Source organism: Acidovorax sacchari (assembly GCF_042847045.1).
Lineage (GTDB): Bacteria > Pseudomonadota > Gammaproteobacteria > Burkholderiales > Burkholderiaceae_C > Paracidovorax > Paracidovorax sacchari.
The window spans coordinates 2,759,504-2,783,949 of record NZ_AP035783.1 but is presented as its reverse complement, the minus strand read 5'-3'; the positions used below and the strand labels follow the sequence as shown (position 1 = coordinate 2,783,949).

Genomic DNA, 24,446 nt, shown 5'->3' with positions numbered 1-24,446 from the left:
CCTCCCTCCATCCCCCATTGAAAGGTTTTTCCATGGCCATTCCACCACGCCGGGGCGCCCGGCAGGCTCCCTCCGCATCGTCCGCCGCCACCATGCCCCGCCGCTCCGTGCTCCAGGGCGGACTGGGCGCTGCCGCCTGGGCCGCCACGACGGGCTGGTCGGCGGGACACGCCGCCACCGCCTCGCTGCCCCTGGCGGGCATGAACCTGTCGGGCCTCGGTTCGAACAGCTTCGTGGAGAACGCGCAGATCGGCACGCACTACCGCGACATCTCCGACAAGCACATTGCCGCGGCAGGCGACTGCCCGCTGTTTCGCCTGCCGACCACGGCGCAGCGCTTCAGCACGGGCCAGGGCATGCCCCTGGACGAGACGTACACGAAGCAGGTGGGCACGGTGCTGGATCGCCTGGCGGCGCAGGGCAAGCGCGCGATCCTGGAACTGCACGACTACATGCGCCTGCCCACGCGGGTGGCGACACGCCAGGGCTTCCGCATCCAGTCGGGCCAGCTCGTGGGGCCGGATGGCCGCGCGGTGGCCGATCCGGCCGACGCCGCGGTGTGGAGCGGCACCTACACGCAGGGGCCCTTCAACTACGTGGGATATTTCGACAGCCGGGACCAGTTGCTCAAGCTCTACGAGTACCGCGTGATCGGCACGCAGGGCTGCAAGCTCTACACCGAGGACGGCCTGCCGGACCTGTGGCTGCGCCTCGTGCAGCGGTTCCGCGAGCATCCGGCGATCTTCGGCTGGGGATTGATGAACGAGCCCTACACCGGCAAGGAAAAGAACGCCAATGGGAGCGCGCTGGACATGCGGGCGCTGTGGCAGCGCACCGCGACGCGCACGGCCGCGCGCATCTTCGACTACGACCGCAAGCACTTCGTCTTCATCTGCGGCAACGAGTTCGCGACCGCCAGCGAGTGGAAGAAATACTCGGACACCCTGGCGACCATTCCCGATCCGTACGGGCTGATCGTGTACGAGGCCCACAACTACCTGGACAACAACGGACAGGGCGGTGGTGCCTGGAAGAATCCGCAGGAGACCGTGGCCCCGGATACCGGCGAGAAGATGGTGGCGAATTTCCTGCAATGGCTGCAGGACAACGGCAAGCGGGGCTTCCTGGGCGAGCACGGCTATCCGGAAAACAATGCGAGCGCCGAAGTCGCGACCCGGCGCATGCTGCAGCTCCTGCAGCGGAGCAACGTGCCCAGCACGCAGTGGTGCTTCGGCCCGGGCTGGCCGGATGGAGACCCGCTGGGCATGAGCCGGGACACCGGCGCGGACACCATCGCGGTCAAGGGCAACATCGCGGCGGTGCAGCCCTTCTTCAAGGAACGCCTGGCGACCTACCTGCCGCCGCTGCGCCCGAACTGATCCGCCGCAGCGGGCCGTGCGGCCAGCCAGGCCCGCAGTTGCTCCAGGTCCATGGGCGCGGCGATGTGGTAGCCCTGACCTTCGTCGCATCCCATGCGCAGCAGCGCGTCCCACGTGGCGGCGTCCTCGATGCCCTCTGCCATCACGCGCAGGCCCAACTGGTGCCCCAGCCTCAGGATCATTTCGGCGATGCGCGCACCCTGCGCCCCGTTGGGGCGGCGCACGAAGCTGCGGTCGATCTTGATGCGGTCCAGCGGCAACCGCTCCAGGTAGCTCAGCGATGAATAGCCGGTGCCGAAGTCGTCGATGGCGATACTGACCCCATCGGCGCGCAGCGAGGCCAGCGTGGACTGCAGCAGCTGGGTGGGCACCACCGCGACGGACTCCGTGATTTCCAGCTCCAGCTGGCTGCCCCGCAGGCCGCTGGCCGCCAACGCCGCGCGCACGGTGTCGGGAAATGCCGGGTCCTGCAACTGGACCACCGACACGTTCACGGAAATGTGCGGGGGCGCCAGGCCTTCACCGGCCAGGGCGCTCAGGCTCTGGCAGGCCGTGGACAGCACCCATTGACCGAGCGGCGCGATGAGGCCCGAATGCTCGGCGATCGGAATGAAATCGTCCGGGGAGACGAACCGCCCGTCGGGCAGGCGCCAGCGCAGCAGGGCTTCCATGCCCACGAGGGCGCCCGTGCCCAGATGCAGTTGCGGCTGGTACACCAGGAACAGCTGCGCCTCGTCGATGGCCGCGCGCAGGTCGGACAGCAGCATGGCCCGGTCCCGCGCCTCGCGGCCCATGTGCTCGAGGTACTGCAGGTGCTGGCCGCGGTGGTCGCGCTTGGCCCGCTTCAGCGCAATGGTCGCATCCTTGACCAGATCCGCGCCGGCCTGGGCGGCCGAGGGCAGGTGCACGTATCCGCAGGTGAGCGACACCTTCTGCGGCACGCCGTCCACGACCGGTGGCGGCTGCATGCACTGCAGCAATTGCGGCAACGCCACGTGGCGCGCCTCGCCCAGCACGCCGAAGGTGTCCGAGCCCACGCGCGCCAGGAGCACGCCCGGAGGCAATGCATCGGCCAGGCGCCGGGCCGCGGCCTCCAGCAACCGGTCGCCGAAGGTGTGGCCCATCACATCGTTCGCCGCGCTGAAATCGTCGATATCGATCAGCGCGAGGATGTGGTCCTGCGCGCCGCCGCGCCGCACGCAGTCATCCACCTTCTCGACGAAGTGGGCGCGGTTGGGCAGGCGGACCAGCGGGTCGTAGTAGGCGAATCGGCGCAGGCGGTCCAGCAGGTCGCGGTTGAGCAGCAGGGTCCGCATGTTGATGGAGAACACATCCAGCAATTGGCGGTCGAGAGCGCTGTGCGGATAGGGCGTGTCCACGAAGACGGCCATGCCGCGCTCGCTGCGGTCGCCGAAGTACAGGGCGATGCCGCCCTCTTCCCCATGGATGTTCTGGCAGAACTTGAGCGCCCGTGCCAGCAGTTGCCGGCAGCGGGTGTCGGGCAGTTCGTCCAGCGCGCGGCCGGAAAATGCGGCGAAAGGATCCGTCGCGGCCACCACCCGGCAGCTGTCGGCCGCGGCACCGTGCAGCATGCACACCATGCCCCGCGCCGCGCCGTCCAGCAGGGCCTCCAGCTGGGTGATGACACCCGCGGCGAACGCCTGGAGATCGGGTTGTTCCAGCAGCGCCGCGCTGGACCGCACGATGAGCTCCAGGCTGCGGCGGCTCGCCTCGATGGAACAACGCTGTTCGTAGGAGCGGATGGCAGCAAGGACCACGGGCAGCAGCCGCCCCTGCGCGAGCTCGGACTTCGCCCGGAAGTCATTGATGTCGTAGCGCAGCAGCGTGTCCTGGTCCGGCGCCTGGCCTGATTGCACCGTGCACAGCACGATGCGGGTGTCGCTCAGTCCGGCCGTGTGGCGGATGAAGTCCAGCATTTCGCCGTCGCCGGCGTCTCCGTCAGCGAGGGCGCCGAGCAGCACCACCGCGATGCCGGACCCTGCGGGCAGCATCGCGCGCGCCTGCGCACGGGTGGACGCATGCAGGGAGGCGAGCGGACGGCCCAGCAGCTCCAGGCCTTCGAACGCCCCGCGGACCAGGCCATGCATGCCGGGATCGCAGTCCACGACCAGCACCTGCCAGGCCGGGGCCGAACATGGCGCTGTGGGCGGCGGGCAGTCGGGCTCTGCGACGAGGCCGTCCACCCCGATCTGGATGCTCATGGACTCGGCGCGTGCGCAGGCGGATCCGCGCACACGACGCGATTGCGGCCCGCGCGCTTGGCGCCGTAGAGCGCCTCGTCGGCGAGCCCGTAGGCATCGTCGAACACGCAGCCGCCGGGCAGCCAGCTCACGCCGAAACTGGCGGTGACACGGCTGCCGTCCGGCAGGCCGAAGTCGGCGCCCTCGATGGCCCCGCGCGCCGCCTCGGCCACGCGCTCGCATGCCTGTCCGTCCTCGCCGGGCAGCAGCACCGTGAACTCATCTCCGCCGACACGGCCGATCTGTGCCGAGCCGGGCACCACGCTCTTGAGGCAATCCACCACGCCGCGGATGACCCGGTCTCCGACAGGATGGCCGAAGCTGTCGTTCACCTTCTTGAAGTGGTCGATGTCCAGCACGATGAGCGCGACGCTGCCGGCCTCGAACTGGCCATTGACCTGCTCGATGATGGCCGCGCGGTTGAGCACGCCGGTGAGCGGATCGTGGGTGGCCCGGTAGTGCAGTTGCTCGGCCAGTTCCGTCAGTTGCTGGTTGAGCTGGTTCATTTCCAGTTCGGCGCGGTCGCTGCGGCGCACGAGCCGGCGTGTTTCGCGCAGGAGCCGTTCATAGGCGGCGAGCAGCCCGCCCAGCGCCTGCCGGCAATCCTCCGCGTGCGCTGGCGCATGGCACGCCTCGTAGGCGGCCCGGGCGGCGAGCAGCGCGCGGTTTTCGGACTCGAAGAGGTCGGGTGGCGTGGCCATGGTGTCCATGGTTCAGGACGGCATCACCGGATGGCTGGAGAATTCGAGGTCGGGAAAATCGTCGCTCAGTTCCTGGCCGAACTCGAGGATGGTGTCGTCCTCCTCGTCGTAGTACCAGTGCAGCGCGACGGGGTTGCCCTCCTCCGCCGCGTCGTTCAGCGCATCGATGAGGTTGAACAGCATCTTCGTGCTGGAGCTGTTGAAGTAGGCCAGCGCGATATGCACTTCGATGCGCTGCTCCCGCTGCTGCGACAGGTACTCGCGCAGGCGCGCGATGACGTCGCCGTAGAACGCTGCGGCATTCTCGGGATAGGACTCGCCCCTCAGGTGGAGGGTGTGCCTGTCGAACTGGAAGTCCACCTCGGGGGAGCTGGGGGTCGGTGCGATGTAAAGATTGTCCATGGTGTTCTCTGCTTGGGGCGGCCGCCGCGGCTTCAGATCGCGGCCTTCAGATAGAAGACCGGCGTGCCTGCCGCGCCCTGCGCGGCTTCGAAGTCGAACTCCAGCGGCGCGCTCGCATCGCGGGCGACAGTCAGGAATCCCATCCCCGCTCCCTTGCTGCCCGAGGGCGTTTCCTCGCGCAGGGTCTGGCGGTAGGCCTGCTTGATCTCGTCGAGCGTCATGCTGCACAGCTGTTCGAGCTTGGCGCGCAGCTCGTCGGCTGCGGCCGCCTCGATCGGGTTCGCGCAGAGCAGCAGGAAGCGGCCGTCGGCCTCGCGGCGGATGCAGACCGAGCCGTGGCGCAACTCCCCTTCCGTCTGGCTGGGCGGCGTCAGGGAATCGGAGGAGTAATGGATGATGTTCTGCGCCATCTCGATGAAGGACGAGAACAGCTTGCGACGCGTCGGCCCGGCGATGCCGGCCACCTCCAGTTGCAGCTTCACCGCGTCCGCCATGGCAGCCACGATGTGCTGGGAGAAGTAGCCCACGTAGTAGAAGATGACCTGGTGCTCGCGGGCCACGCTGAAGAACGGGCCGTATTTGCTGGAAATCATGGGTGAGGCCTTGCTGCGGAAATCGTGGATGGCGGGCAGTTTCAGGTGCGGAAACTCAGGAACGTCACGTCGTCGCGGCGACCGTGATCGCCCTGCCACTGGTGCAGGGCGTCCCGCACGGCACGGTTGATGTCTTCGGGACGGCCGTCCCGGTGATCCAGCAGCAGTTCCCGGACCCGGCGCTTGCCCAGCGCGATGGCACGCGGGCCGCCCACCTGGTCGGTCAGGCCGTCCGTGGCGATGAACACCAGGCTGCCTGCCGGCAGGTGCAGGACCTGGTTCTGCCAGGCGTAGTCCATACCGCTGTCCACGTATCCCACGCCCTTGCGCTGGCCTTCGGTGGTTTCCACTGCGTCGGCACCGGGCCTCAGCACATGGAGCGAGAGCCGGGCACCGGCGAACACCAGACGCTCGGCGGCGGGTTCGTACCAGAAGAAGGCGGCGTCCATGCCGTCGTCGGAACCCGGTGTTCCGTCCTTGCCGTCCACCTGGCCCAGCACCTGCTTGATGCTCTGGTTCACGCTGCCCAGCAGGCAGGCCGGATCGCGCGGTCCGTGCCGCTCGATCGCCTGGCCCAGGCTGGTGGACGCGATGAGCGTCATGAAAGCGCCGGGCACGCCGTGTCCGGTGCAGTCCGCCACGGCGCCGAACCAGCCGCTGCCTTCCAGGCAGAACTGGTAGAAGTCGCCGCCGACCACGTCGCGCGGCTCCCAGACCAGGTCAGCCTGCGGGCAGGCGCGCGCCAGCGTATCCCGGGAGGTGCGCAGCGTGGATTGCTGTATCACGCTGGCGTATTCGATGCTGTGCATGATCTGCCGGTTGCGCGACGCCTGCATGTCCGCGACCACGCGCATCAGTTGCAGGCCGTTGCCCACGCCGGCGAACGTGCCCTCGCGCGTGATGATGAAACCGTCGGACAGCGCCTTCTCGCCGTATTCCACCGTGCGGCGGGTGAGCGTGTCGATGTCCATCGCCGCATCCACGACCAGGGGCTCCTTGTCCATGAAGGCGATGCAGCTCTTGCGGCCGTACAGCTCCATGCGGAACTGCTTGCTCATCTGCGAGAGGAAGATGTTGCGGTTGATGAGGCCGATCGGCCGCTCGCCCTCCACCACGGGCAGTGCGGCGAGATCCCGGTGCCGGCTGAACACCTCCATGACCTCTTCGTTGGTCTGCCCGGCAGTCATGCTGGGCACCGGGGTGCAGAGATCTGCAGCGCTCGGGGGACGGAAACGGGGGCGGAATTCGGTCAGATACGCACGGGATTCGGACATGCCTGCGGCGCCGGAAATGATGTCAAAAAATGTTAATGACGAAACATTTCAAGCTGATGACACGGAAGCTGCGCAGTGGACCTTGCGTGCGGCACCAGCACTGGACACGTCGCCAGCACGGTACGGGACGAAAAGAAAAAAGCCGGCAGTGTGGCTGCCGGCTTCGAAAGCGTGAAGGGTCAGGACAGGTATCGGCGGCTGTGCCAGCCGGCCACCCCGAGCAGCCCCAGGCTCAGCAGGATCTTCGCCCATTCCGACAGTGTCGGGATTGGTGCGACGCTGACCTCGCAGCTGCCGTTACCGTCGAAAATCACCTTCCCCGGCCCATCCATCGTCAGCGTATTGACGTAGGGATAGGAGCCTGCCGTGGTCTGGTTATAGACAACCAGAACCGAATACTGCTGCCCCGCCGTCAGGTTCATGCTGGGGTTCGTGCTCGGGAATGTGGCAGTGAATCCACCGCTGAAATCGGAAATGAAGAAATTCGATATGGGCGTGGATGGAGGGAATGTGGTGGTCGGGGCATACGTCCCTGTCAGGAAGAACGTGGTGTTGACGACGCCGGTCGTGGTGGAAGTAGCCGCATAGGCGCCCGACTGGCACACCTGGAAAGTCCGCAACGTATAGATCCACCGGAACGAGGAACTATAGGACGTGATGTTCGTGTTGACCCCCGAGGAAATCGACGGCGCGTAGGTCACGTTGGTCGATGACTGGCCACCCGTGACGGTCGAAGTCACGGCGAAGGCCATACCTGAATACAGGGAAAGAAGCAGAATCAATGCCTTGGTCATGAACGGTCACCCAGAGGGTTGGTACTGTCGCCGATCGCGGACCAAGAACCATACGGCTGGATGCATGCATGCATGCCCGCCCGACGACGATGGCAGGGATTCTAGAAGCGATAACTTACAAAATTAACAACACAAATCCCAAATTTCGGAATTTCACACCTCCAGCCATTCCTTGCGTACCGCCGTGTCTGCACGCAGGCCCTCGGGCGTGCCGTCGAAGACGATGCTGCCGTGGCCCATGACAAGCGCCCGGTCGGAAATGCGCATCGCGATGGTGAGTTTCTGCTCGATCAGCAGCACCGAGACGCCGCGCTCGCGGATCTTTTGCAGGTATTCCCCCACCAGTTCGACGATCTTCGGGGCCAGGCCCTCGGTGGGCTCGTCGATGATGATGAGGTCCGGATCGCCCATGAGCGTGCGGCAAAGCGTGAGCATCTGCTGCTCGCCACCGGACATCACCCCCGCCTCCGTGTGCTGGCGCTCCTTGAGCCGCGGGAACATCGCATACATGTCGTCGAAGCCCCAGCGGCTGCCCCTGCCCCGGCCCTTCTGGCCGAGCAGCAGGTTCTGGTGCACTGTCAGGTTGGGAAAGACGTCGCGGCTTTCGGGCACGTAGCCCAGGCCCAGGTGCGCGATCTCGTAGGGCTTGCGGCCTGTGAGCCCCTGCCCCTTCCACTCCAGCGTGCCCTCCCAGTGCACCAGGCCCATGATGGCCTTGGCCGTGGTGGAGCGGCCCGAGCCGTTGCGCCCCAGCAGGGCCACGATTTCGCCGGGCGCCACGTCGAAGCCCACGCCGTGCAGAACGTGGCTCTTGCCATAGTAGGCGTGCAGATTGTCGATATGCAGCATGTCAGTGGCCCTCCGCCTGCTCTGCAGCGATCACCGATCCCAGGTAGGCCTCCTGCACGCGCGGGTTGGCGCGCACGGCTTCCGGCGTGTCGAAGGCAATGACCTCCCCGTACACCACCACCGCGATGCGGTCGGCCAGGCCGAAGACCACGCCCATGTCGTGCTCCACCGTGAGCAGCGTGCGCCCCTGCGTCACTTCGCGGATCAGCTGGATGAAGCGCGCGGTCTCGCTCTTGCTCATGCCCGCCGTGGGCTCGTCCAGCAGGATGACACTGGCACCGCCGGCGATGGTGATGCCGATCTCCAGCGCACGCTGCTCTGCATAGGTCAGGTTCATGGCCAGGGTGTCGCGCTTGGATTCCAGGTGGATCTGCCCCAGCAGTTCTTCTGCCCGGGCGTTCGCGTCGTGGAGCCGGGACAGGAAGCGCCAGAAGCTGTAGCGGTAGCCCAGGCTCCAGAGGACGCCGCAGCGCAGGTTCTCGAACACGCTCAGCTTCGGGAAGATGTTGGTGATCTGGAAGCTGCGCGACAGGCCCATGCGGTTGATCTCGTACGGCGCCCTGCCGTCGATGCGCTGCCCGTTGAGCAGCACCTCGCCGCTCGTGGGGCCGAAGCGCCCGCTGATCAGGTTGAACAGCGTGGACTTGCCCGCGCCGTTCGGGCCGATGATGGCCACACGTTCTCCGGCCCGCACCGACAGGTTGGCGCCGCGGATGATTTCCGTCTTGCCGAAGCGCTTGCGCAGGTCGCGCAGTTCCAGCGCGGGGACTGCGGGATGGTGGTTCACGGCCGTCATGCGCGGCCTCCCCGTCCCGAAGTGGATTGCAGGTCGCGCTCGATGTTTTCCTGGGTGGCGCCCCAGGCGTGGGTGAAGCGCCTGCGGCATACCTCGAACAGGCCCAGCCCCACGGCGAACACGAGGCCGGAGCCGATCCAGGTCGCGGCACTGCGCGCGTCGAGGGTCATGCCCAGGAATCCGATCTGCGGCCCGAGCGCCGCGTTGAGCTGCAGGTGGTAGGTCATCTCGATCATCGCGGCGGCGCCCGCGACCGCAACGAGCGCGGAGCAGGCCAGCGCGAGGTAGCCCGGCAGCAGCGGCTTCAGGCGCCCGTGGCGCGCGACGCGCAGGTTCATCATGATCAGGCTCGCGATGCCGCCCGGGGCATACATCACCATGAACAGGAACACCAGGCCCAGGTACAGCAGCCAGGCCTTGGAGAGTTCCGACAGCAGCACGGAGGCAAAGACCAGCAGCACCGCGCCGATGATGGGCCCGAAGAAGAAGGTGGCGCCGCCCAGGAAGGTGAACAGCAGGTAGGAGCCCGAGCGCATCACGCTCACGCTGTCGGCCGCGGTGACGATCTCGAAATTGATCGCGGCCAGCGCGCCGCCGATGCCGGCGAAGAAGCCGGAAATGATGAAGGCGTAGTAACGCACGCGCTGGGTGTTGTAGCCGATGAACTCCACGCGCTCGGGGTTGTCGCGCACCGCGTTCAGCATGCGGCCGAGCGGCGTGCCGGTGAAGGCGAACATGAGCGCCGTGCAGGCAAAGCAATAGGCGGCGATCAGGTAGTACACCTGGATGGCCGGGCCGAAGGTGATGCCGAAGAACCCCTTGCCGTACACCCGGTCGGTCGTGATGCCGCCCTCCCCGCCGAACACCTCGGGGAACATCAGCGCCATGGAGGCCACCAGCTCGCCGATACCCAGCGTGATCATCGCGAAAGTGGTGCCGGATTTCTTCGTGGTGACGAAGCCCAGCAGCACCGCGAAGAACATGCCGGCCAGCCCGCCCACCAGCGGGATGAGCACCAGCGGCACGGGCAGCGCCCCCTTGCCGGCCCAGTTCATGGCGTGCACGGCCATGAACGAGCCCAGGCCGGTATAGACGGCGTGCCCGAAGCTCAGCATGCCCCCCTGCCCCAGCAGGATGTTGTAGGACAGGCAGATGATGATGAGATAGCCGATCTGCGAGAGCATGGTGAGCGCCAGGCTGCTGGTGAACAGCATGGGCGCAACGATGAGCGCCAGCGCGAACAGGCCCCAGACCACGGCGCGGCCGATGTCGAGCGGCCGGAAACGATAGACCCCGGAAGTTGGATGCATGGCCATGGTGTGTCAGTCCTCCCGCGTTCCGAGCAGTCCCTTGGGACGGAAGATCAGGATCAGCACGAGGAAAAGGTACGGCAGGATCGGCGCGACCTGCGAGATGGTGAGCTTGAGCACGGGGTAGCCGAAGGTCTGGTCCGTGACGGCCATGCCCGCCGTGCGCAATGCGTCCGCCAGCGAGTAGTCCAGGGCGACGGCGAAGGTCTGCACCAGGCCGATGATCAGCGAGGCGAGGAACGCCCCCGCGAGCGAACCCATGCCCCCCACCACGACGACCACGAAGATGATGGAGCCCACCGAAGCGGCCATCGCGGGCTCGGTGACATAGGTATTGCCGCCGATGACGCCCGCGAGCCCGGCCAGGGCGCAGCCGCCGCCGAACACCAGCATGAAGACCCGGGGCACGTTGTGGCCGAGCGCTTCCACCATTTCGGGCTGCTTGAGCGCCGCCTGGATGACGAGGCCGATGCGTGTGCGGGTCAGGACCAGCCAGACCGACAGCAGCATCAGCAGCGCCACCAGCATGACGAAGGAACGGGACTTGGGAAACTGCGTGCCGTAGAGCGTGAAGAGCGGCCCCTGCAGCTGGGACGGCAGGCCGTAGGGCACGGTGGAGCGCCCCCAGACGAGCTGCACGATCTCCAGGATGAGGTACGACAGGCCGAAGGTGACGAGCAGTTCCGGGACATGGCCGAACTTGTGCACGCGCCGCAGCGCATAGCGCTCGAAGGCCGCGCCCAGCGCCCCCACGGCCAGCGGCGCGATGACGAGCGCGGGCCAGAAGCCCACCACGCCCGAAATGGAATAGGCGAAATAGGCGCCGAGCATGTAGAAGCTGGTGTGGGCGAAATTGAGCACGCCCATCATGCTGAAGATCAGCGTCAGCCCGGAGCTCAGCATGAACAGCAGGAGCCCGTAGCTCAATCCATTGAGCAGGGAGATGACGAAAAACTCGAGGTTCATCGGGATCAGGCCGCGAGGCGCTGCGGGAAGGCGAGAGAGGGATGAAAGGCCGGAGACCGGGCCCGGGATGGCGTTCTTCCGGGCCCGTCCGATGCGAGGGCCCCGCGGCGGGGCCGTGCGGTCACGAAGGCCGCTTCATCTGGCACGAGGTGGGCGTGCTCGCCACGTAGGGCTCGTAGTACTTCACGGGCACGAAGGTGTAGCCCGTATTCTCCGCGTCGTAGGGGTACTTGCCGCCCGCCTTCTCCCACTTGGAGACGAAGAGGCCCTGCTGCAGCTGGTGGTCGGACTTGCGCATCTCCACCTCGCCGTTGAAGCTGTTGAACTTCATGCCCTCCAGCACGCTGGCCACCTTCACGGGGTCGGTGCTTTTGGCCTTCACGAAGCCCGCGTCCAGCATGGCGAAGGCATGGTAGACGGCCCCCGTGTACATGTCGTCGTTGAATTTCTTCTTGTAGTCGGCCACCACGCGGCCGATATCGCCGGGCAGGTTCAGGTGGTTGTACGAGACCATGTACACGCGCCCGGCAGCGGCCGCACCCATGGCGGTGGGCGAACCGGTCACCCCGCCGTAGTAGGTGTAGAAGTTGACGTTGTTCAGGCCCGCATCGTTCGCGGCCTTGATGAGCAGCGCGAGGTCGGAGCCCCAGTTGCCGGTGATCACCGTGTCGGCGCCCGACTGCTTGATCTTCGCGATGTAGGGCGCGAAGTCGCGCACCTGGGCCAGGGGATGCAGGTCGTCGCCCACGATCTGCACGTCGGGCCGCTTGCGGGCCAGGTTCTCCTTGGCGTACTTGGACACCTGCTGTCCGTGCGCATAGTTCTGGTTGATGAGGTAGACCTTCTTGATGTCGGGCTGGTCCTTCATGAAGGTGGTCATGGCCTCCATCTTCATCGACGTGTCGGCATCGAGGCGGAAGTGCCAGTAGCTGCACTTGCTGTTCGTGAGGTCCGGATCGACCGCGGCGTAGTTGAGGTAGAGCACCTCCTTGCCGGGATTGCGCGCATTGTGTTTTTCCAGCGCATCGATGATGGCGAGCGCGGGGCCCGATCCGTTGCCCTGCACCACGTAGCGCGCGCCCTGGTCCATCGCGGAGCGCAGGGCGCTCGTGGTCTCCTGCGGGCTGAGCTTGTTGTCGATGCCGATGACCTCGAACTTCACGCCCGAGGCGTTCTTCTTGCTGAACTCCTCGGCCAGGAACTGGAAGCTCTTGAGCTGGTTGGTGCCCACCGCGGCCATCAGCCCCGAGAGCGGGTCGAGCCACGCGATCTTGACGGTTTCGCCCTTCTGGGCAAAGGCGCCGCCTGCGGTCGCCAACATTGCAGATACAGCCACCAGTTTGATAGCAAATCTCATCGCCTGTCTCCTTGCGTTGTAGGTGTCACCGAACACGCCGCAGCGTACAGGCGAGGTACGCTGCGGCGTTCAGGGATTCACCCTAGCGCCTATCCCGCAGGCGACTCACGGCGGCCGGCCCCCCGGCAGCGGCCACCCTGCCCCGCTCAGAGCCCGGGAAGGCGATAGCCCTGCAACTGGTCGCGCAGCCTGGCCTTGAGCATCTTCCCGGTCGCGCCGATGGGGATCGCGTCCAGGAACACGACGTCGTCCGGAATCTGCCATTTCGCGGTCTTGCCCTCGTAGAAGGCCAGCAGTTCCTCGCGCGTGAGTTCCGCGCCCGGGCGCTGCACGACGGCCACGATGGGCCGCTCGTCCCACTTCGGATGCGGCATGCCCACGCAGGCCGCCATGGCCACGGCCGGATGCGCCATGGCGATGTTCTCGATGTCGATCGAACTGATCCATTCGCCGCCGGACTTGATCACGTCCTTGCTGCGGTCCGTGATCTGCATGTAGCCGTCGGGGTCGATGGTGGCCACGTCGCCCGTGGGGAACCAGCCGCGGCCCTGCGCGTCGGGCACCAGCGGGCTCTCGTCCGAGCGGTAGTAGCGGTCCACGATCCAGGGGCCCTTCACCAGCAGGTCGCCGTAGGTCCTGCCGTCCCAGGGCAGCTCGCGCCCTTCGCCATCGACGATCTTCATGTCGACACCGAAGATGGCGCGGCCCTGCTTGAGCAGGATCTTCATGCGCTCCGGCTCCGGCAGGTCCAGGTGCTTGTTCTTGAGCGAGCAGAGCGTGCCCAGGGGGCTCATCTCGGTCATGCCCCAGGCATGCAGCACGCGCACGCCGTAGTCATTCTGGAAGGCCTCGATCATCGCTGGCGGGCAGGCAGAGCCGCCGATCACCGTGCGCCGGAGCTTGCCGAAGCGCGCGCCGATCGACTTCACGTGCTGCAGCAGCATCTGCCAGACGGTCGGCACGCCGGCCGCGAAGGTCACGCCCTCGGCGTCCATGAGGTCATAGACGGACTTGCCGTCCAGCGCGGGCCCGGGGAACACCAGCTTGCATCCGGTGAGCGGCGCCGAATACGGAATGCCCCAGGCATTGACGTGGAACATGGGTACCACGGGCAGCACCGAGTCGCTGGCCGACAGGCCCATGACGTCGGGCAGGGCCGCGGCGTACGCATGCAGGACCGAGGAGCGGTGGCTGTAGAGCACGCCCTTGGGATGGCCCGTGGTGCCGCTGGTGTAGCAGAGGCTGGAAGCGGAGTTTTCGTCGAACACCGGCCAGGCGTACTCGCTGGAGGCCGCGCCGATCCAGCTCTCGTAGCTCGTGAGCTGCGGAATGCCCGTGTCCTGCGGGAGCCGGTCGGCATCGCAGAGCGCCACCCAGCGGCGGACCGTCGGGCATTTCGCATGCACGGCCTGCACGATGGGCAGGAACGTGAGGTCGAAGCACAGCACTTCGTCCTCCGCATGGTTCACGATCCAGGCGACCTGGTCGGGATGCAGCCGCGGATTGATCGTGTGCAGCACGCGGCCCGAACCGCTCACCCCGTAATACATCTCCAGATGGCGGTAGCCGTTCCATGCCAGGCTGGCGACGCGGGCGCTGGCGGCCAGGCCCTCCGCATCCAGCGTGTTCGCGAGCTGGCGCGCGCGGGCGGCCATGTCCCGGTAGGTATAGCGGTGGATGTCGCCCTCCACGCGCCGCGAGACGATCTGCGCATCGCCGTGGTGGCGTTCCGCGAACTCGACGAGCGTCGAAATCAGCAGGGGTTGGCTCTGCATCAGGCCCAGCATGGTGTCTCCTTCTATTCCCAGGGATATGGTGATCATCGAATCCTAACCCTGCGTCAAGGCACCGCACCCCCAGGGCAACCCGGCGCCCCCTGTCACCAGGTTGACAGGGCGTGGTGCGAGAGCTCCTTCCTCGGAGCAAGCCCCTGTGGGCCGCCCAGGCAAAGGCGCTGGGAGACAATGGCGGCAATGACGACCTCCGCCCCCTCCGCCCCGACGGTCGAGGCCCGCTCCGGGCTCGCCTGGCGGGACGGTTTCGCCGCCCTCGGGCCCGGTTTCTTCACCGAACTGGTCCCGACACCGCTGCCCGATCCCCGGTGGGTGGCGGGCAGCGAGTCCACCGCACGGCTCATCGGCATGGAAACGGACTGGCTGGGCAGCGATGCGGCGGTGCAGGTGCTGTCGGGCAACGCGCTGCTGCGCGGCATGCGGCCCCTGGCCAGCGTGTACAGCGGCCACCAGTTCGGCGTCTGGGCCGGACAGCTGGGCGACGGCCGCGCCATCCTCCTGGGCGAGACCGCAACCGGCTACGAGGTTCAGCTCAAGGGCAGCGGACGCACCCCCTACTCGCGCATGGGCGACGGCCGCGCCGTGCTGCGCTCGTCCATCCGGGAATTCCTCTGCAGCGAGGCCATGCATGCGCTCGGCGTCCCGACCACGCGCGCGCTGGCCCTGACGGCTTCGCCGGCACCCGTGGTGCGCGAGGAGATCGAGACCGCCGCCGTGGTGACGCGCGTGGCGCCCAGCTTCGTGCGGTTCGGCCACTTCGAACACTTCGCGGCGCGCGACCAGGTGCGCGAACTGCGCGCCCTCGCGGACTACGTGATCGACCGCTACTACCCTGGCTGCCGCGATGCCGGCGATGCGCCCGGCGGCAACCCGTATGCCGCGCTGCTGCAGGCCGTGGGCGCACGGACCGCCGCGCTGCTGGCGCAGTGGCAGGCCGCGGGTTTCTGCCACGGGGTGATGAACACGGACAACATGAGCATCCTGGGGCTCACCATCGACTACGGCCCCTTCCAGTTCCTCGATGCCTTCGTGCCGGGGCACATCTGCAACCACAGCGACAGCCAGGGCCGCTACGCCTTCAACCGCCAGCCGCAGGTCGCCTACTGGAATCTCTTCTGCCTCGGCCAGGCGCTGATGCCGCTGATCGAAGACACCGGCCTCGCACAGGCCGCGCTCGAACCCTACCGCACGGCCTTCCCGGCGGAGTACATGGCCCGCATGCGCGCCAAGCTCGGCCTGGCCTCGGCCGCAGAAGGCGACGCCGCGCTGGTGGACGACCTGCTCGGGCTGCTGGCGGCGGACGCCGTGGACTACACCATCTTCTGGCACCGGCTCTCGCAGGCAGCGGCCGGCGGCGACTTCGCACCGGTGCGCGACCTGTTCATCGACCGGGCCGGATGGGAAGACTGGTCGGCACGCTACCGGGAGCGCCTCGGGAGCGAGGCCGCGCAGGACGCGGCCGGCCTCATGCAGCGCACCAATCCCCGCTTCGTGCTGCGCAACCACCTGGGCGAGCAGGCCATCCGGGCGGCGAAGACGGGGGATTTCGCGCCCCTGCACGCGCTGCAGGCCGTGCTGGCCCGGCCTTTCGACGAACATCCCGCCCATGCCGAGTGGGCGGGGTTCCCGCCCGACTGGGCCTCTTCCATCGAGATCAGCTGTTCATCATGACCTACCCCATCCAGAAGACCGACGCCGAATGGCAGGCGCTGCTGAAGGACAAGGGGGCCGAACCCGTGGCCTGGCAGGTCACGCGGCATGCGGCCACCGAGCGCCCCTTCACCGGCAAGTACGAAGCCCACTGGGACGACGGAAGCTACCACTGCGTCTGCTGCGGCGCCAAGCTGTTCGATTCGGTCACCAAGTTCGACGCCGGCTGCGGCTGGCCCAGCTTCTCCCAGGCGGTGCCCGGCGCCATCCGCGAAACCGTGGACCGCAGCCACGGCATGGTCCGCACCGAGACGGTATGTGCACAATGCGGTGCCCACCTCGGCCATGTGTTCGAGGACGGGCCCGCGCCCACCGGACTGCGCTACTGCATGAACTCCGCTTCGCTGGACTTCGAGCCGGACGGCGCCTGATGCTGCGACGGCGCGCGGCACACGCATGACGAGCCTGGAAACCGCCCTGCCCCATCTATGAAACTGCTGATCGACTTCTTCCCCATCATCCTGTTCTTCGTGGCCTTCAAGGTCTGGGGCATCTACACGGCCACGGCCGTGGCGATCGCCGCCACCGTGGTCCAGATAGCCTACCTGCGCATACGGCACGGCCGGATCGAACCGATGCAGTGGGTCAGCCTGGGCGTGATCGTGGTGTTCGGCGGCGCGACGCTGCTCTCCCACAGCGACACCTTCATCAAGTGGAAACCCACCGTCCTCTACTGGCTGATGGGGGGCGCGCTGCTGGTCGGCCAGGTGTTCTTCCGCAAGAACCTCATCCGCACGCTCATGGGCGGACAGATGGAACTGCCCGAGGCCGCCTGGCGCGCCATGAACTGGAGCTGGACGGCGTTCTTCGCCGCGATGGGCGCCATCAACCTGTGGGTGGCGCACGCTTTCAGCACCAACACCTGGGTGAATTTCAAGCTCTTCGGCGGCATCGGCCTGATGGCCCTCTTCGTGGTCGGCCAGGCGCTGTACCTGAGCCGCTACGTGAAGGAGCCGCAGGAAGACACCGCCACGGCTCCGGAGGATGCGAAGCCATGAGCGGCGTGGTCATCACCGCGCAGGCCATGGAGCGCAAGCTGCGCGAGACCCTGGCGCCCAGCCTGCTCGAAGTGCTCGACGAAAGCGCGGCCCACGCGGGCCATGCGGGCGCCAACGGCACCGGCGCGGGCACGCATTTCCGGGTACGCATCTCGTCACCTTTGTTTACGGAACGCAGCCGCGTGGCCCGGCACCGCCTTGTGTATGATGCGCTGCAGGAGTTCATTGACCAGGGTGCGCACGCCATCGCGATTGAAGTTCTCTGATCGTCTTGATTCCCACGTCCAGGGCCACCATGGCGCACACCGTGCAGCCTGCCCTTTCCTTTTTGTGGATTTCCCAATGAAGAAAAAGCTCTTGTCCGGCCTTGTGGCCGCTGCCGTGCTGGGCACGTCCGCCCTGCCCGCCATCGCGCAGAACGTTGCCGTCGTGAATGGCAAGGCCGTGCCCAAGGAACGCGTCGAAGTCCTGAAGCAGCAGGTCGAACGCTCCGGCCGGCCCATCACCCCCGAGATCGAAGGCCAGATCAAGGAAGAAGTGATCGCCCGCGAGATCTTCCTGCAGGAAGCGCAGAAGCGTGGCCTGGAAGGCTCGCAGAACGTGAAGGACCAGATGGAACTGGCCCGCCAGACCATCCTGATCCGCGAGCTGTTCGCCGACTACCAGAAGGCCAACCCCGTCACCGACGCCGAGATCCAGGCCGAATACGACAAGTTCGTCGCCGCCAACACCGGCAAGGAATACAAGGCCAGCCACATCCTGGTGGAAACCGAAGACCAGGCCAAGGCCATCATCGCTTCCATCAAGAAGGGCGCGAAGTTCGAGGACATCGCCAAGAAGCAGTCCAAGGATCCCGGATCCGGCGCACGCGGTGGCGACCTCGACTGGGCTTCCCCCAGCAGCTACGTGGCCGAATTCACCCAGGCCCTCGTGAAGCTCGACAAGGGCAAGATGACGCAGACCCCGGTCAAGACGCAGTTCGGCTGGCACGTCATCCGCCTGGACGACGTTCGCGAAGCCAAGCTGCCCAAGCTGGACGAAGTCAAGCCGCAGATCGCACAGCAGCTGCAGCAGCAGAAGCTGGCCAAGTTCCAGGAAGAACTGCGCGCCAAGGCCAAGGTCGAGTGACCGGCCTGCCGACCCTTGCGGAAAAAACGCGGCCATGGCCGCGTTTTTTTATGGGCGGCCCAGCATCCACCCCGTGGCCAGCAACGCACCGATGAGCACGGGCTGGTGCAGCATGTAGTAGCTCAGGCTCCAGCGCCCCAGCACCGCGAGCGGGCGCAGTGCCGCGGGAAGCGGCCGCAAAAGCCAGCCGGATCGGCGGCGCAGCGCCCACTGCCCTGCGGCCAGCCCCCACCACATCACGCCGAGCCAAGGCAGCACGGGCACGTAGTCTTCGGTGAACGGCTTGCGGGACACCAGGCCCAGCCAGTTCAATGCATTGCCGTTGAACCAGGGCGCCCAGTCTGCCGCCGGTCCGGCCAGCAGCCACCCACCCGCCCACGGGGCCGCCAGGGCCAGGGCACCGGCCGGCCATAGCCAGCCGCCCCATCCCGCCGTGCAGCGGGCCACCACCAGCATCACGGCCATGCCGTGCAGCACGCCGAAATGGATGTAGCTCCGCGGGAACATGAGGTAGGACCCGGCGCTCACCAGCAATGCGCAGCCGGCGATCCGCAACCAGCGCCGGCCGAACCGGCGCCAGCCCACGCCCTGCTGCCAGGCGAGCGCCTGCCCCAGTCCTGCGCAGAAGAGGAACAGGCTGACGATGGCCGTCCGCTGCATCGTCCAGGCCGGATCGCCCCGGAAATCCTGCGGCCAGTAGCCGAAATGGCTGAGGTCGAAGCAGAAATGGAAGACGGTCATCCAGACCATGGCGATGCCACGCAAGGCATCGACGGCGTCGGCGCGCGCATTGCCGCCAGGGACCTGCGACAGGGGGAGGGTATGGTTGCGGGAAGGACGTGCCATGCCTGGGCTGCGGGTGGGTCAACACGCCGCCGTCCCGGGACGGCGGCCCCGCGATGTTAAGGGGGCCGCGGGCCTGCCGCCCGTCCATCCGCGGCGGCAGCCGAGCCCGGCCTCAGAAGGTGCGCTCGATGGCCTCGACCAGCAGCGCTGCCAGCCGGTCGCTGGCGGCCTGCGTGCGGTGGATGTTGTCGATCACGTCGCCCACGCCGCGGTAGTCTTCCCCCCAGCGCGCGTGCGAGACCCCCATCTGCTCGGCCACCCGGAGGGTCACCTGGTTCAGCTCGTGGCGGCGCTGCACGCGGTCGGGCGTGAACAGATCGGCCACCGGCACATCCACGATGCCGGTCAGGACGGGCGTGCGCCACTCCGAATGGATGATCCGCAGGGCATCGCGCAGGTCGGCCTCGTATTGCTCGACGCTGCGCATTTCGAGGGCATCGTTGAGCCCGAGGCCGAGCACGATGATCTGTCCCCGGCGGCGGATGGCGTTGAAGGGGGGCTGCGGCCCGAGCGGATAGGCGTCCGCCGGCGCACCCGGGTACGGCTCCCTGTAGCCGAGGATCAGATCCTGCATCAACAGGCCGATGGCGGAACGGTCTTCGACCACCCAGCCGGGCCGCAGGGACATCATGGTTCGGGGAACGGCCATGCTGATGCCAGGGCCGCGCATGAGGCTGTCGCCAAAAATTTCTATGGACATGTTGGATGACGGTGCCCGCCAGGCTGCCTTGGCCGAATGGCTCGGCGGCATCGCTTCTGCACTGGCGGGCGAAGAAAACGAACGAATCCGGGATCATGTCCCGGATGCAGTGAGCGCCTGTATCACGACGTAGCATTTCATGCCGGCGGCCCCATCGCCCTGGACACTCTGCCACGCTGACCGGACGGGACTGCAAAAAGACAAAAGGGGCCAGGCCTTGCGGACCTGACCCCTTGATATCAATGGTCGGAGCGGCGGGATTCGAACTCGCGACCCTCTGCTCCCAAAGCAGATGCGCTACCAGGCTGCGCTACGCTCCGACAGCTGGCATTCTAACCCGCCGCGGAGCCCTTTCCGGGCCGGCGGGCCGATTCCAGCACATTATTTGCAAGGCCCGCGCATGCCGGAGCCCGCAGGCGCGCTCAGCGGGAGCCGGAGGACGACGGGCCGGGACCGCGGCCAGGCAGGTGGCGGAAGGTGATGCGGCCCTTGGTGAGGTCGTAGGGCGACATTTCCAGGGACACCTTGTCACCCGCCAGGATGCGGATGTGGTGCTTGCGCATCTTGCCGCCGGTGTAGGCGATCAATTGATGCCCGTTGTCCAGCGTGACACGAAACCGCGAATCCGGCAGCACTTCCGTCACGGAGCCCTGCATTTCGATGAGTTCTTCTTTAGCCATGGTTCAACTAGAAATTAAAAATCCGGACCGGTACGACAGCAGGTTCCGGGCATGCATAACAGACGGGAAATCAGGCGCGGGCTGCCGGGGCCGGCGATGCAAACGCAAGCGCTTCGTTACGTCCAGGCCTGGCATGCGATGCCAGAATGAACGCTGCGCTGCCGAGCATGGAAGGCGGCCGGTGCCGCCGGCTCTCTTTTCTCTTTTTTGTTCTTCTTTGCTTTTTTGGGCGCGCAGGGCCTGGGCAGGCCGGTGCAAAACCTGTCAATTGTACCGTGGCGGCGCGCAGGCTCCCGCGTGGCGTTGCCAAAACGCGCCGGCAGGCCACCCATCCGCAGGAGATGAACGCCCATGGCGCAGGCCGGGACCACGCCATCCCGGCCATGTTCCCCAGATGGGGCGGCTTCCGGAAAATAAAAGGCCGCTGTCGCAGCCCTCGACCCCCTCTCTCCTGTCCTCCGGGACGACCCTGGCATTCCCGGCCATTGGACAGGCCCTAGAATGGCCGGCCCTTTCGCCGCAGGAGCCTCCGTGCCAGATCGCCTCGCCGTTCTTCCGCAATACCTGCTGCCCAAGCGGGCCCTGACCTCGCTGGCCGGCCGCTTCGCCTCCGCGCGCGCAGGCACCCGCACCACGGCTGCCATCCGCCGCTTCGTGGCCCGCTACAAGGTGGACATGTCCGAGGCCGAGAACCCGGACATCGCCAGCTACGCCACCTTCAACGATTTCTTCACGCGCGCGCTGCGCCCGGGCGCACGGCCCATCGCGGACGCTCCCGCCGTCTGCCCGGTCGACGGCGCGGTGAGCCAGTTCGGCCGCATCGACAGGGACCAGATCTTCCAGGCCAAGGGCCACCGCTACTCGACCACGGCGCTGCTGGGTGGGGATGCGCAGGAGGCTGCCCGTTTCGCGGACGGGAGCTTCGCCACCATCTACCTGAGCCCGCGCGACTACCACCGCATCCACATGCCCTGCGACGGCCGGCTGCGCCGCATGATCTACGTGCCGGGTTCCCTGTTCTCGGTGAATCCGCTCACCGCCCGCGGCGTTCCGGGATTGTTCGCGCGCAACGAGCGGGTGGTCTGCCTGTTCGATACGCCGCTGGGCTCCATGGCCCTGGTGCTGGTGGGAGCCACCATCGTGGGCAGCATGGCCACGGTCTGGCATGGCACGGTCAACCCGCCGCGCACCGCGGGCCTGCGCCAGTGGACCTATGAGGACGGCCCGGAAGTGCTGCTGCGCAAGGGCGAGGAAATGGGCCGGTTCATGCTCGGCTCGACGGTGGTCCTGCTCTTCGAGCCCGGGGCCCTGCGTTTCGCCGATACCTGGGAGCCTGCGCGCGCCGTGCGGCTGGGCGAACCCATGGGCCTTCCGCCCGCCGACGCCTGATCACGGCAGGCCGCCGCACGTCCGTCAGGGCATGCGGCAGGTGGCGAACACGCTGGGCTGCAGCACCAGCTTCTCGGGGGCCACGGGCGCCTCGTGTCCCACGAGATGGACGCACAGGTCGTGGCGGCGGATGGTGATGTGGCTGACGGTTTCCAGGCGTTCGCCGAACCGGACCCGGGTCCCCGGATGGAAAACCGGCATGTGGAAAAACTCGCCCCATCCCTGCGGTCGTTCCGCAGCAGCGACGGGGAGAGCCAGGGAAGCAGTCGGCGCGACATCCATGGCCAGATGCTAGCGCGCCCTGGCGATACCAGCACACAAGTTGCAACAAATTCCGCGCCACTGTCGGGCTTTTGCCGCCTGGAGAGGGCTGGCGCCGGCCCGGGCACGCCGGCGTCACGGAACGGTCATTTGCGCGCTCTACAGTGCGCCGCTGCGGGCTCCCTGGGGAGCCCGTTCTGTCTGGAGCTCGCCCCAAGGCTCCTTTGGCCCGTTTTCCTTCCACACCATGACGATTTCCCTCTCCCGCCGCCCCCTGATCCTGGCGCTTGCCGCTGCCTTGGCGCTTTCCGCCTGCGGTGGCGGCGGTTCCGGCATCAGCGCCGTTCCCGCCCCCCCGCCAGGACTGGGCAAGGCGGACACCGCTCCCGTCCCCAATGAGACGACGGTTCCGCCCTTCGTGGACAACGCCGCGACGAACCAGCGCGGCGATGCACGCTACGCCACGCTCGATACCAATGCCGGCGTGCGGGTGCTGTCGGGCTTCCTCTCGATCTGGAAACCCTCCACGCTGCTGGTGGACGCGGGCACGAGCGCCGCCGCGAACGGCGCGTTTCCCGCCGTGCCCACCTCCACGTGGAGCGGCATTCCCGGCGACGCCACCGACGGCACGGTGCTCAATGCCCAGGTGCATGCACGCAACATCCAGTATGTCGTGGACGCCACGGGCCGCCGCACGTCCGCGCAGGAACTCCAGGCCTACCTGGACGACCGCCGCGGCAAGGCCTACAGCGTGAGCGACGGCATGGGCCCGCTGACGGCCGCGTGGCGCAATGCCGCGCAGCAGACGACCACCATCACCGCGATCCCGGCCGATGCCACCACCGTGGTGTACAACGATGGCGGCAACAACACCGGCGTGGGCGGCAGCGCCAACGCTGCTTTCGGCACGGCGGTGGATTTCGTCGGCGGGATCGGCGAGAACGGCTCCACGGAGCCCGCCAAGCGCTTCTACAAGTACGCGCGCCCCTGGCGCTGGAGCAGTGCCGTGCAGGTGGTGCCCGCCCTGCTCCCGGCGCGCAGCACCACGCCGACCACCGACGGCGGCTTCACCAGCGGCCACACGGCCGAGGCGGTGCGCAGTTCCATCGCCATGGCCTACCTCGTGCCGGAACGCTTCCAGGAAATGGTCGCGCGTGGGCTGGAACTGGGCGAGAGCCGCATCCTGGCCGGCATGCACTCCCCCCTGGACGTGATCAGCGGACGCATGCACGGCCAGGCCGTGGCCACCGCCAGCATCGCGACGGGTGCGAATGCGGCCCGCAAGGCAGCGGCCTTCCAGCAGGCACGCAGCGCGCTGATGGCCGCCGCCGGTGCCAAGACGCCCGCCGACCTGTGGCAGTTCGCCCATTCGCAGCCGGCGAGCACGGACCGGTTCGCGGACTATGCGACGAACCGCTCCGAGTACCTGCGGCGCATGACCTTCGGCTTCCCGCAGACCGGCGACGCTTCGCGCCCGGCCGTGGTGCCCAAGGGGGCGGAAGCGCTGCTGGAAACCCGCCTGCCCTACCTGGACGCCACGCAGCGCCGCGTGGTGCTCAAGACCACGGCGCTGCCGTCGGGCTACCCCGTCATGGACGACGCGGAAGGCTGGGGCCGCCTGAACCTGTTCGCCGCCGCCGACGGCTACGGCCGCTTCGACGGCGACGTGGCCGTGACGATGGACGCGGCCCAGGGCGGCTTCAGCGCGCGCGACACGTGGCGCAACGACATCGCCGGGGCCGGCAAGCTGACGAAGCTCGGCAGCGGCACGCTGGTGCTGGCCGGCAACAACAGCTTCACGGGCGGCATCGAGCTGGCGGCAGGCACGCTGCAGGCCGGCAGCGGCGCGGCGCTGGGCAACGGTGCCGTGTACGTGGGCGGCGGCACGCTGCGCACCGCGGCCTCCGGTGACGTGGTGGTGAACGGCTCCTACACCCAGCGCCCGGGCAGCACGCTGTCGCTGCAGATGGCTGGCGCCAGCGGCACGGCCGGCACCCTGACCGTCAACGGCCCGGCGGCACTGGCCGGCACGCTCGAGGTGAACTTCGCCCAGGGCGTGCGCCCCGCCGTGGGTTCTACGATCACCGTGCTGCGCCATGGCGGCCTCAGCGGGGCCTTCGATGCGGTGTCCGTGCCGGGCTACCGCGTGACGCCGGTGTATCTGAACAACTCCGTGCAACTGCGCATCGACGCTGCAGCCTGAAGGCTCGACCCGGTGCATGCGAAGGGCGGCCCGCGGGCCGCCCTTTTTCGTGGCGA

The 24,446-nt window shown here is 67.4% G+C and carries 25 protein-coding genes and 1 tRNA gene; 9 read left to right on the top strand and 17 right to left on the bottom strand.

The features are described 5' to 3' along the window. Positions 1-32 precede the first annotated feature (32 nt). Positions 33-1,379, top strand: a complete 1,347-nt coding sequence (locus ACGHC0_RS12570) for a glycoside hydrolase family 5 protein (RefSeq protein ID WP_415268369.1) — start codon at positions 33-35, stop codon at positions 1,377-1,379. On the opposite strand, the gene ACGHC0_RS12565 is transcribed toward ACGHC0_RS12570, so the two are convergent. The 12 genes from ACGHC0_RS12565 to ACGHC0_RS12510 all read right to left on the bottom strand — a co-directional run bounded on the left by ACGHC0_RS12565 (position 1,352) and on the right by ACGHC0_RS12510 (position 14,469). Then, positions 1,352-3,601 carry a putative bifunctional diguanylate cyclase/phosphodiesterase gene (locus tag ACGHC0_RS12565; protein WP_415268368.1) on the bottom strand — a complete coding sequence of 750 codons (2,250 nt, stop codon included), beginning with the start codon at positions 3,599-3,601 and terminating at the stop codon, positions 1,352-1,354. The genes ACGHC0_RS12570 and ACGHC0_RS12565 overlap by 28 nt on opposite strands. After that, positions 3,598-4,350 carry a GGDEF domain-containing protein gene (locus tag ACGHC0_RS12560; RefSeq protein WP_415268367.1) on the bottom strand — a complete coding sequence of 251 codons (753 nt, stop codon included), beginning with the start codon at positions 4,348-4,350 and terminating at the stop codon, positions 3,598-3,600. Before ACGHC0_RS12560 ends, ACGHC0_RS12565 begins: the two co-directional genes overlap by 4 nt. 3 nt (positions 4,351-4,353) lie before the next feature. Then, positions 4,354-4,743, bottom strand: a complete 390-nt coding sequence (locus ACGHC0_RS12555) for a DUF1987 domain-containing protein (protein ID WP_107129478.1) — start codon at positions 4,741-4,743, stop codon at positions 4,354-4,356. 32 nt (positions 4,744-4,775) lie between these two features. Next, a complete protein-coding gene (locus ACGHC0_RS12550; RefSeq protein ID WP_013594777.1) occupies positions 4,776-5,336 on the bottom strand; it encodes a SiaB family protein kinase in 561 nt (186 codons plus the stop codon). Positions 5,337-5,377: 41 nt separating this feature from the next. After that, positions 5,378-6,610 (bottom strand): SpoIIE family protein phosphatase, encoded by a 1,233-nt coding sequence (locus tag ACGHC0_RS12545; RefSeq protein WP_288537211.1) that lies wholly within the window; start codon positions 6,608-6,610, stop codon positions 5,378-5,380. Positions 6,611-6,789: 179 nt separating this feature from the next. After that, positions 6,790-7,404 (bottom strand): IPTL-CTERM sorting domain-containing protein, encoded by a 615-nt coding sequence (locus ACGHC0_RS12540; protein WP_368355507.1) that lies wholly within the window; start codon positions 7,402-7,404, stop codon positions 6,790-6,792. 153 nt (positions 7,405-7,557) lie between these two features. Beyond that, complete coding sequence (locus ACGHC0_RS12535) at positions 7,558-8,253, bottom strand: ABC transporter ATP-binding protein (protein ID WP_415268366.1); 696 nt, start codon at positions 8,251-8,253, stop codon at positions 7,558-7,560. Between the two features lies 1 nt (position 8,254). Next, positions 8,255-9,049, bottom strand: coding sequence for an ABC transporter ATP-binding protein (locus ACGHC0_RS12530; RefSeq protein WP_368355505.1), 795 nt, complete (start codon positions 9,047-9,049; stop codon positions 8,255-8,257). Next, the gene (locus tag ACGHC0_RS12525; protein ID WP_415268365.1) at positions 9,046-10,365 is read right to left on the bottom strand and encodes a branched-chain amino acid ABC transporter permease; all 1,320 of its coding nucleotides are present in this window, start codon (positions 10,363-10,365) and stop codon (positions 9,046-9,048) included. Before ACGHC0_RS12525 ends, ACGHC0_RS12530 begins: the two co-directional genes overlap by 4 nt. 6 nt (positions 10,366-10,371) lie before the next feature. Continuing rightward, entirely contained in the window at positions 10,372-11,325 is a 954-nt protein-coding gene (locus tag ACGHC0_RS12520; protein ID WP_368355503.1) for a branched-chain amino acid ABC transporter permease, read from the bottom strand. A 121-nt stretch (positions 11,326-11,446) separates the two neighbouring features. Further along, positions 11,447-12,682, bottom strand: coding sequence for a branched-chain amino acid ABC transporter substrate-binding protein (locus ACGHC0_RS12515; protein ID WP_368355502.1), 1,236 nt, complete (start codon positions 12,680-12,682; stop codon positions 11,447-11,449). A gap of 146 nt (positions 12,683-12,828) precedes the next feature. Further along, positions 12,829-14,469, bottom strand: a complete 1,641-nt coding sequence (locus tag ACGHC0_RS12510; RefSeq protein ID WP_368355501.1) for a 3-(methylthio)propionyl-CoA ligase — start codon at positions 14,467-14,469, stop codon at positions 12,829-12,831. Positions 14,470-14,655: 186 nt separating this feature from the next. Here ACGHC0_RS12510 and ACGHC0_RS12505 point away from each other — a divergent pair, with 186 nt between their 5' ends. The 5 genes from ACGHC0_RS12505 to ACGHC0_RS12485 all read left to right on the top strand — a co-directional run bounded on the left by ACGHC0_RS12505 (position 14,656) and on the right by ACGHC0_RS12485 (position 18,311). Continuing rightward, a complete protein-coding gene (locus tag ACGHC0_RS12505; protein WP_415268364.1) occupies positions 14,656-16,146 on the top strand; it encodes a protein adenylyltransferase SelO in 1,491 nt (496 codons plus the stop codon). Then, positions 16,143-16,556, top strand: coding sequence for a peptide-methionine (R)-S-oxide reductase MsrB (gene msrB, locus ACGHC0_RS12500; RefSeq protein ID WP_415268363.1), 414 nt, complete (start codon positions 16,143-16,145; stop codon positions 16,554-16,556). The genes ACGHC0_RS12505 and msrB overlap by 4 nt, the downstream gene beginning before the upstream one ends. Before the next feature lie 57 nt (positions 16,557-16,613). Next, a complete protein-coding gene (locus tag ACGHC0_RS12495; protein WP_415268362.1) occupies positions 16,614-17,183 on the top strand; it encodes a septation protein A in 570 nt (189 codons plus the stop codon). After that, the gene (locus ACGHC0_RS12490) at positions 17,180-17,449 is read left to right on the top strand and encodes a BolA family protein (RefSeq protein WP_368355498.1); all 270 of its coding nucleotides are present in this window, start codon (positions 17,180-17,182) and stop codon (positions 17,447-17,449) included. The genes ACGHC0_RS12495 and ACGHC0_RS12490 overlap by 4 nt, the downstream gene beginning before the upstream one ends. A 76-nt stretch (positions 17,450-17,525) precedes the next feature. Then, entirely contained in the window at positions 17,526-18,311 is a 786-nt protein-coding gene (locus ACGHC0_RS12485; protein WP_368355497.1) for a foldase protein PrsA, read from the top strand. Positions 18,312-18,359: 48 nt separating this feature from the next. Here the strand turns inward: ACGHC0_RS12485 and ACGHC0_RS12480 are convergent, their stop codons facing one another. Both ACGHC0_RS12480 and ACGHC0_RS12475 read right to left on the bottom strand, forming a co-directional pair. Continuing rightward, positions 18,360-19,157, bottom strand: coding sequence for a heparan-alpha-glucosaminide N-acetyltransferase (locus tag ACGHC0_RS12480; RefSeq protein ID WP_415268361.1), 798 nt, complete (start codon positions 19,155-19,157; stop codon positions 18,360-18,362). A gap of 112 nt (positions 19,158-19,269) precedes the next feature. Further along, positions 19,270-19,806, bottom strand: a complete 537-nt coding sequence (locus ACGHC0_RS12475; RefSeq protein ID WP_415268360.1) for an SGNH/GDSL hydrolase family protein — start codon at positions 19,804-19,806, stop codon at positions 19,270-19,272. Here ACGHC0_RS12475 and ACGHC0_RS12470 point away from each other — a divergent pair. Then, positions 19,805-19,990: a hypothetical protein gene (locus ACGHC0_RS12470; RefSeq protein ID WP_415268359.1), complete on the top strand. Its 186-nt coding sequence runs from the start codon at positions 19,805-19,807 to the stop codon at positions 19,988-19,990. The two genes, ACGHC0_RS12475 and ACGHC0_RS12470, sit on opposite strands and share 2 nt — an antisense overlap. 110 nt (positions 19,991-20,100) lie before the next feature. Here ACGHC0_RS12470 and ACGHC0_RS12465 read toward each other — a convergent pair. Both ACGHC0_RS12465 and infA read right to left on the bottom strand, forming a co-directional pair. Further along, positions 20,101-20,177: transfer RNA gene (locus ACGHC0_RS12465), tRNA-Pro, on the bottom strand. Positions 20,178-20,279: 102 nt separating this feature from the next. Beyond that, positions 20,280-20,537: a translation initiation factor IF-1 gene (gene infA / locus ACGHC0_RS12460; RefSeq protein ID WP_011796032.1), complete on the bottom strand. Its 258-nt coding sequence runs from the start codon at positions 20,535-20,537 to the stop codon at positions 20,280-20,282. A 531-nt stretch (positions 20,538-21,068) separates the two neighbouring features. Between infA and asd the strand changes: the two genes are divergently transcribed. Beyond that, entirely contained in the window at positions 21,069-21,926 is an 858-nt protein-coding gene (asd, locus tag ACGHC0_RS12455) for an archaetidylserine decarboxylase (protein ID WP_368355493.1), read from the top strand. A 24-nt stretch (positions 21,927-21,950) separates the two neighbouring features. Here the strand turns inward: asd and ACGHC0_RS12450 are convergent, their stop codons facing one another. After that, complete coding sequence (locus ACGHC0_RS12450; RefSeq protein ID WP_368355492.1) at positions 21,951-22,127, bottom strand: hypothetical protein; 177 nt, start codon at positions 22,125-22,127, stop codon at positions 21,951-21,953. Positions 22,128-22,434: 307 nt separating this feature from the next. Here ACGHC0_RS12450 and ACGHC0_RS12445 point away from each other — a divergent pair, with 307 nt between their 5' ends. Next, the gene (locus ACGHC0_RS12445) at positions 22,435-24,390 is read left to right on the top strand and encodes a phosphatase PAP2 family protein (RefSeq protein ID WP_415268358.1); all 1,956 of its coding nucleotides are present in this window, start codon (positions 22,435-22,437) and stop codon (positions 24,388-24,390) included. The last annotated feature ends 56 nt before the right edge of the window (positions 24,391-24,446 follow it).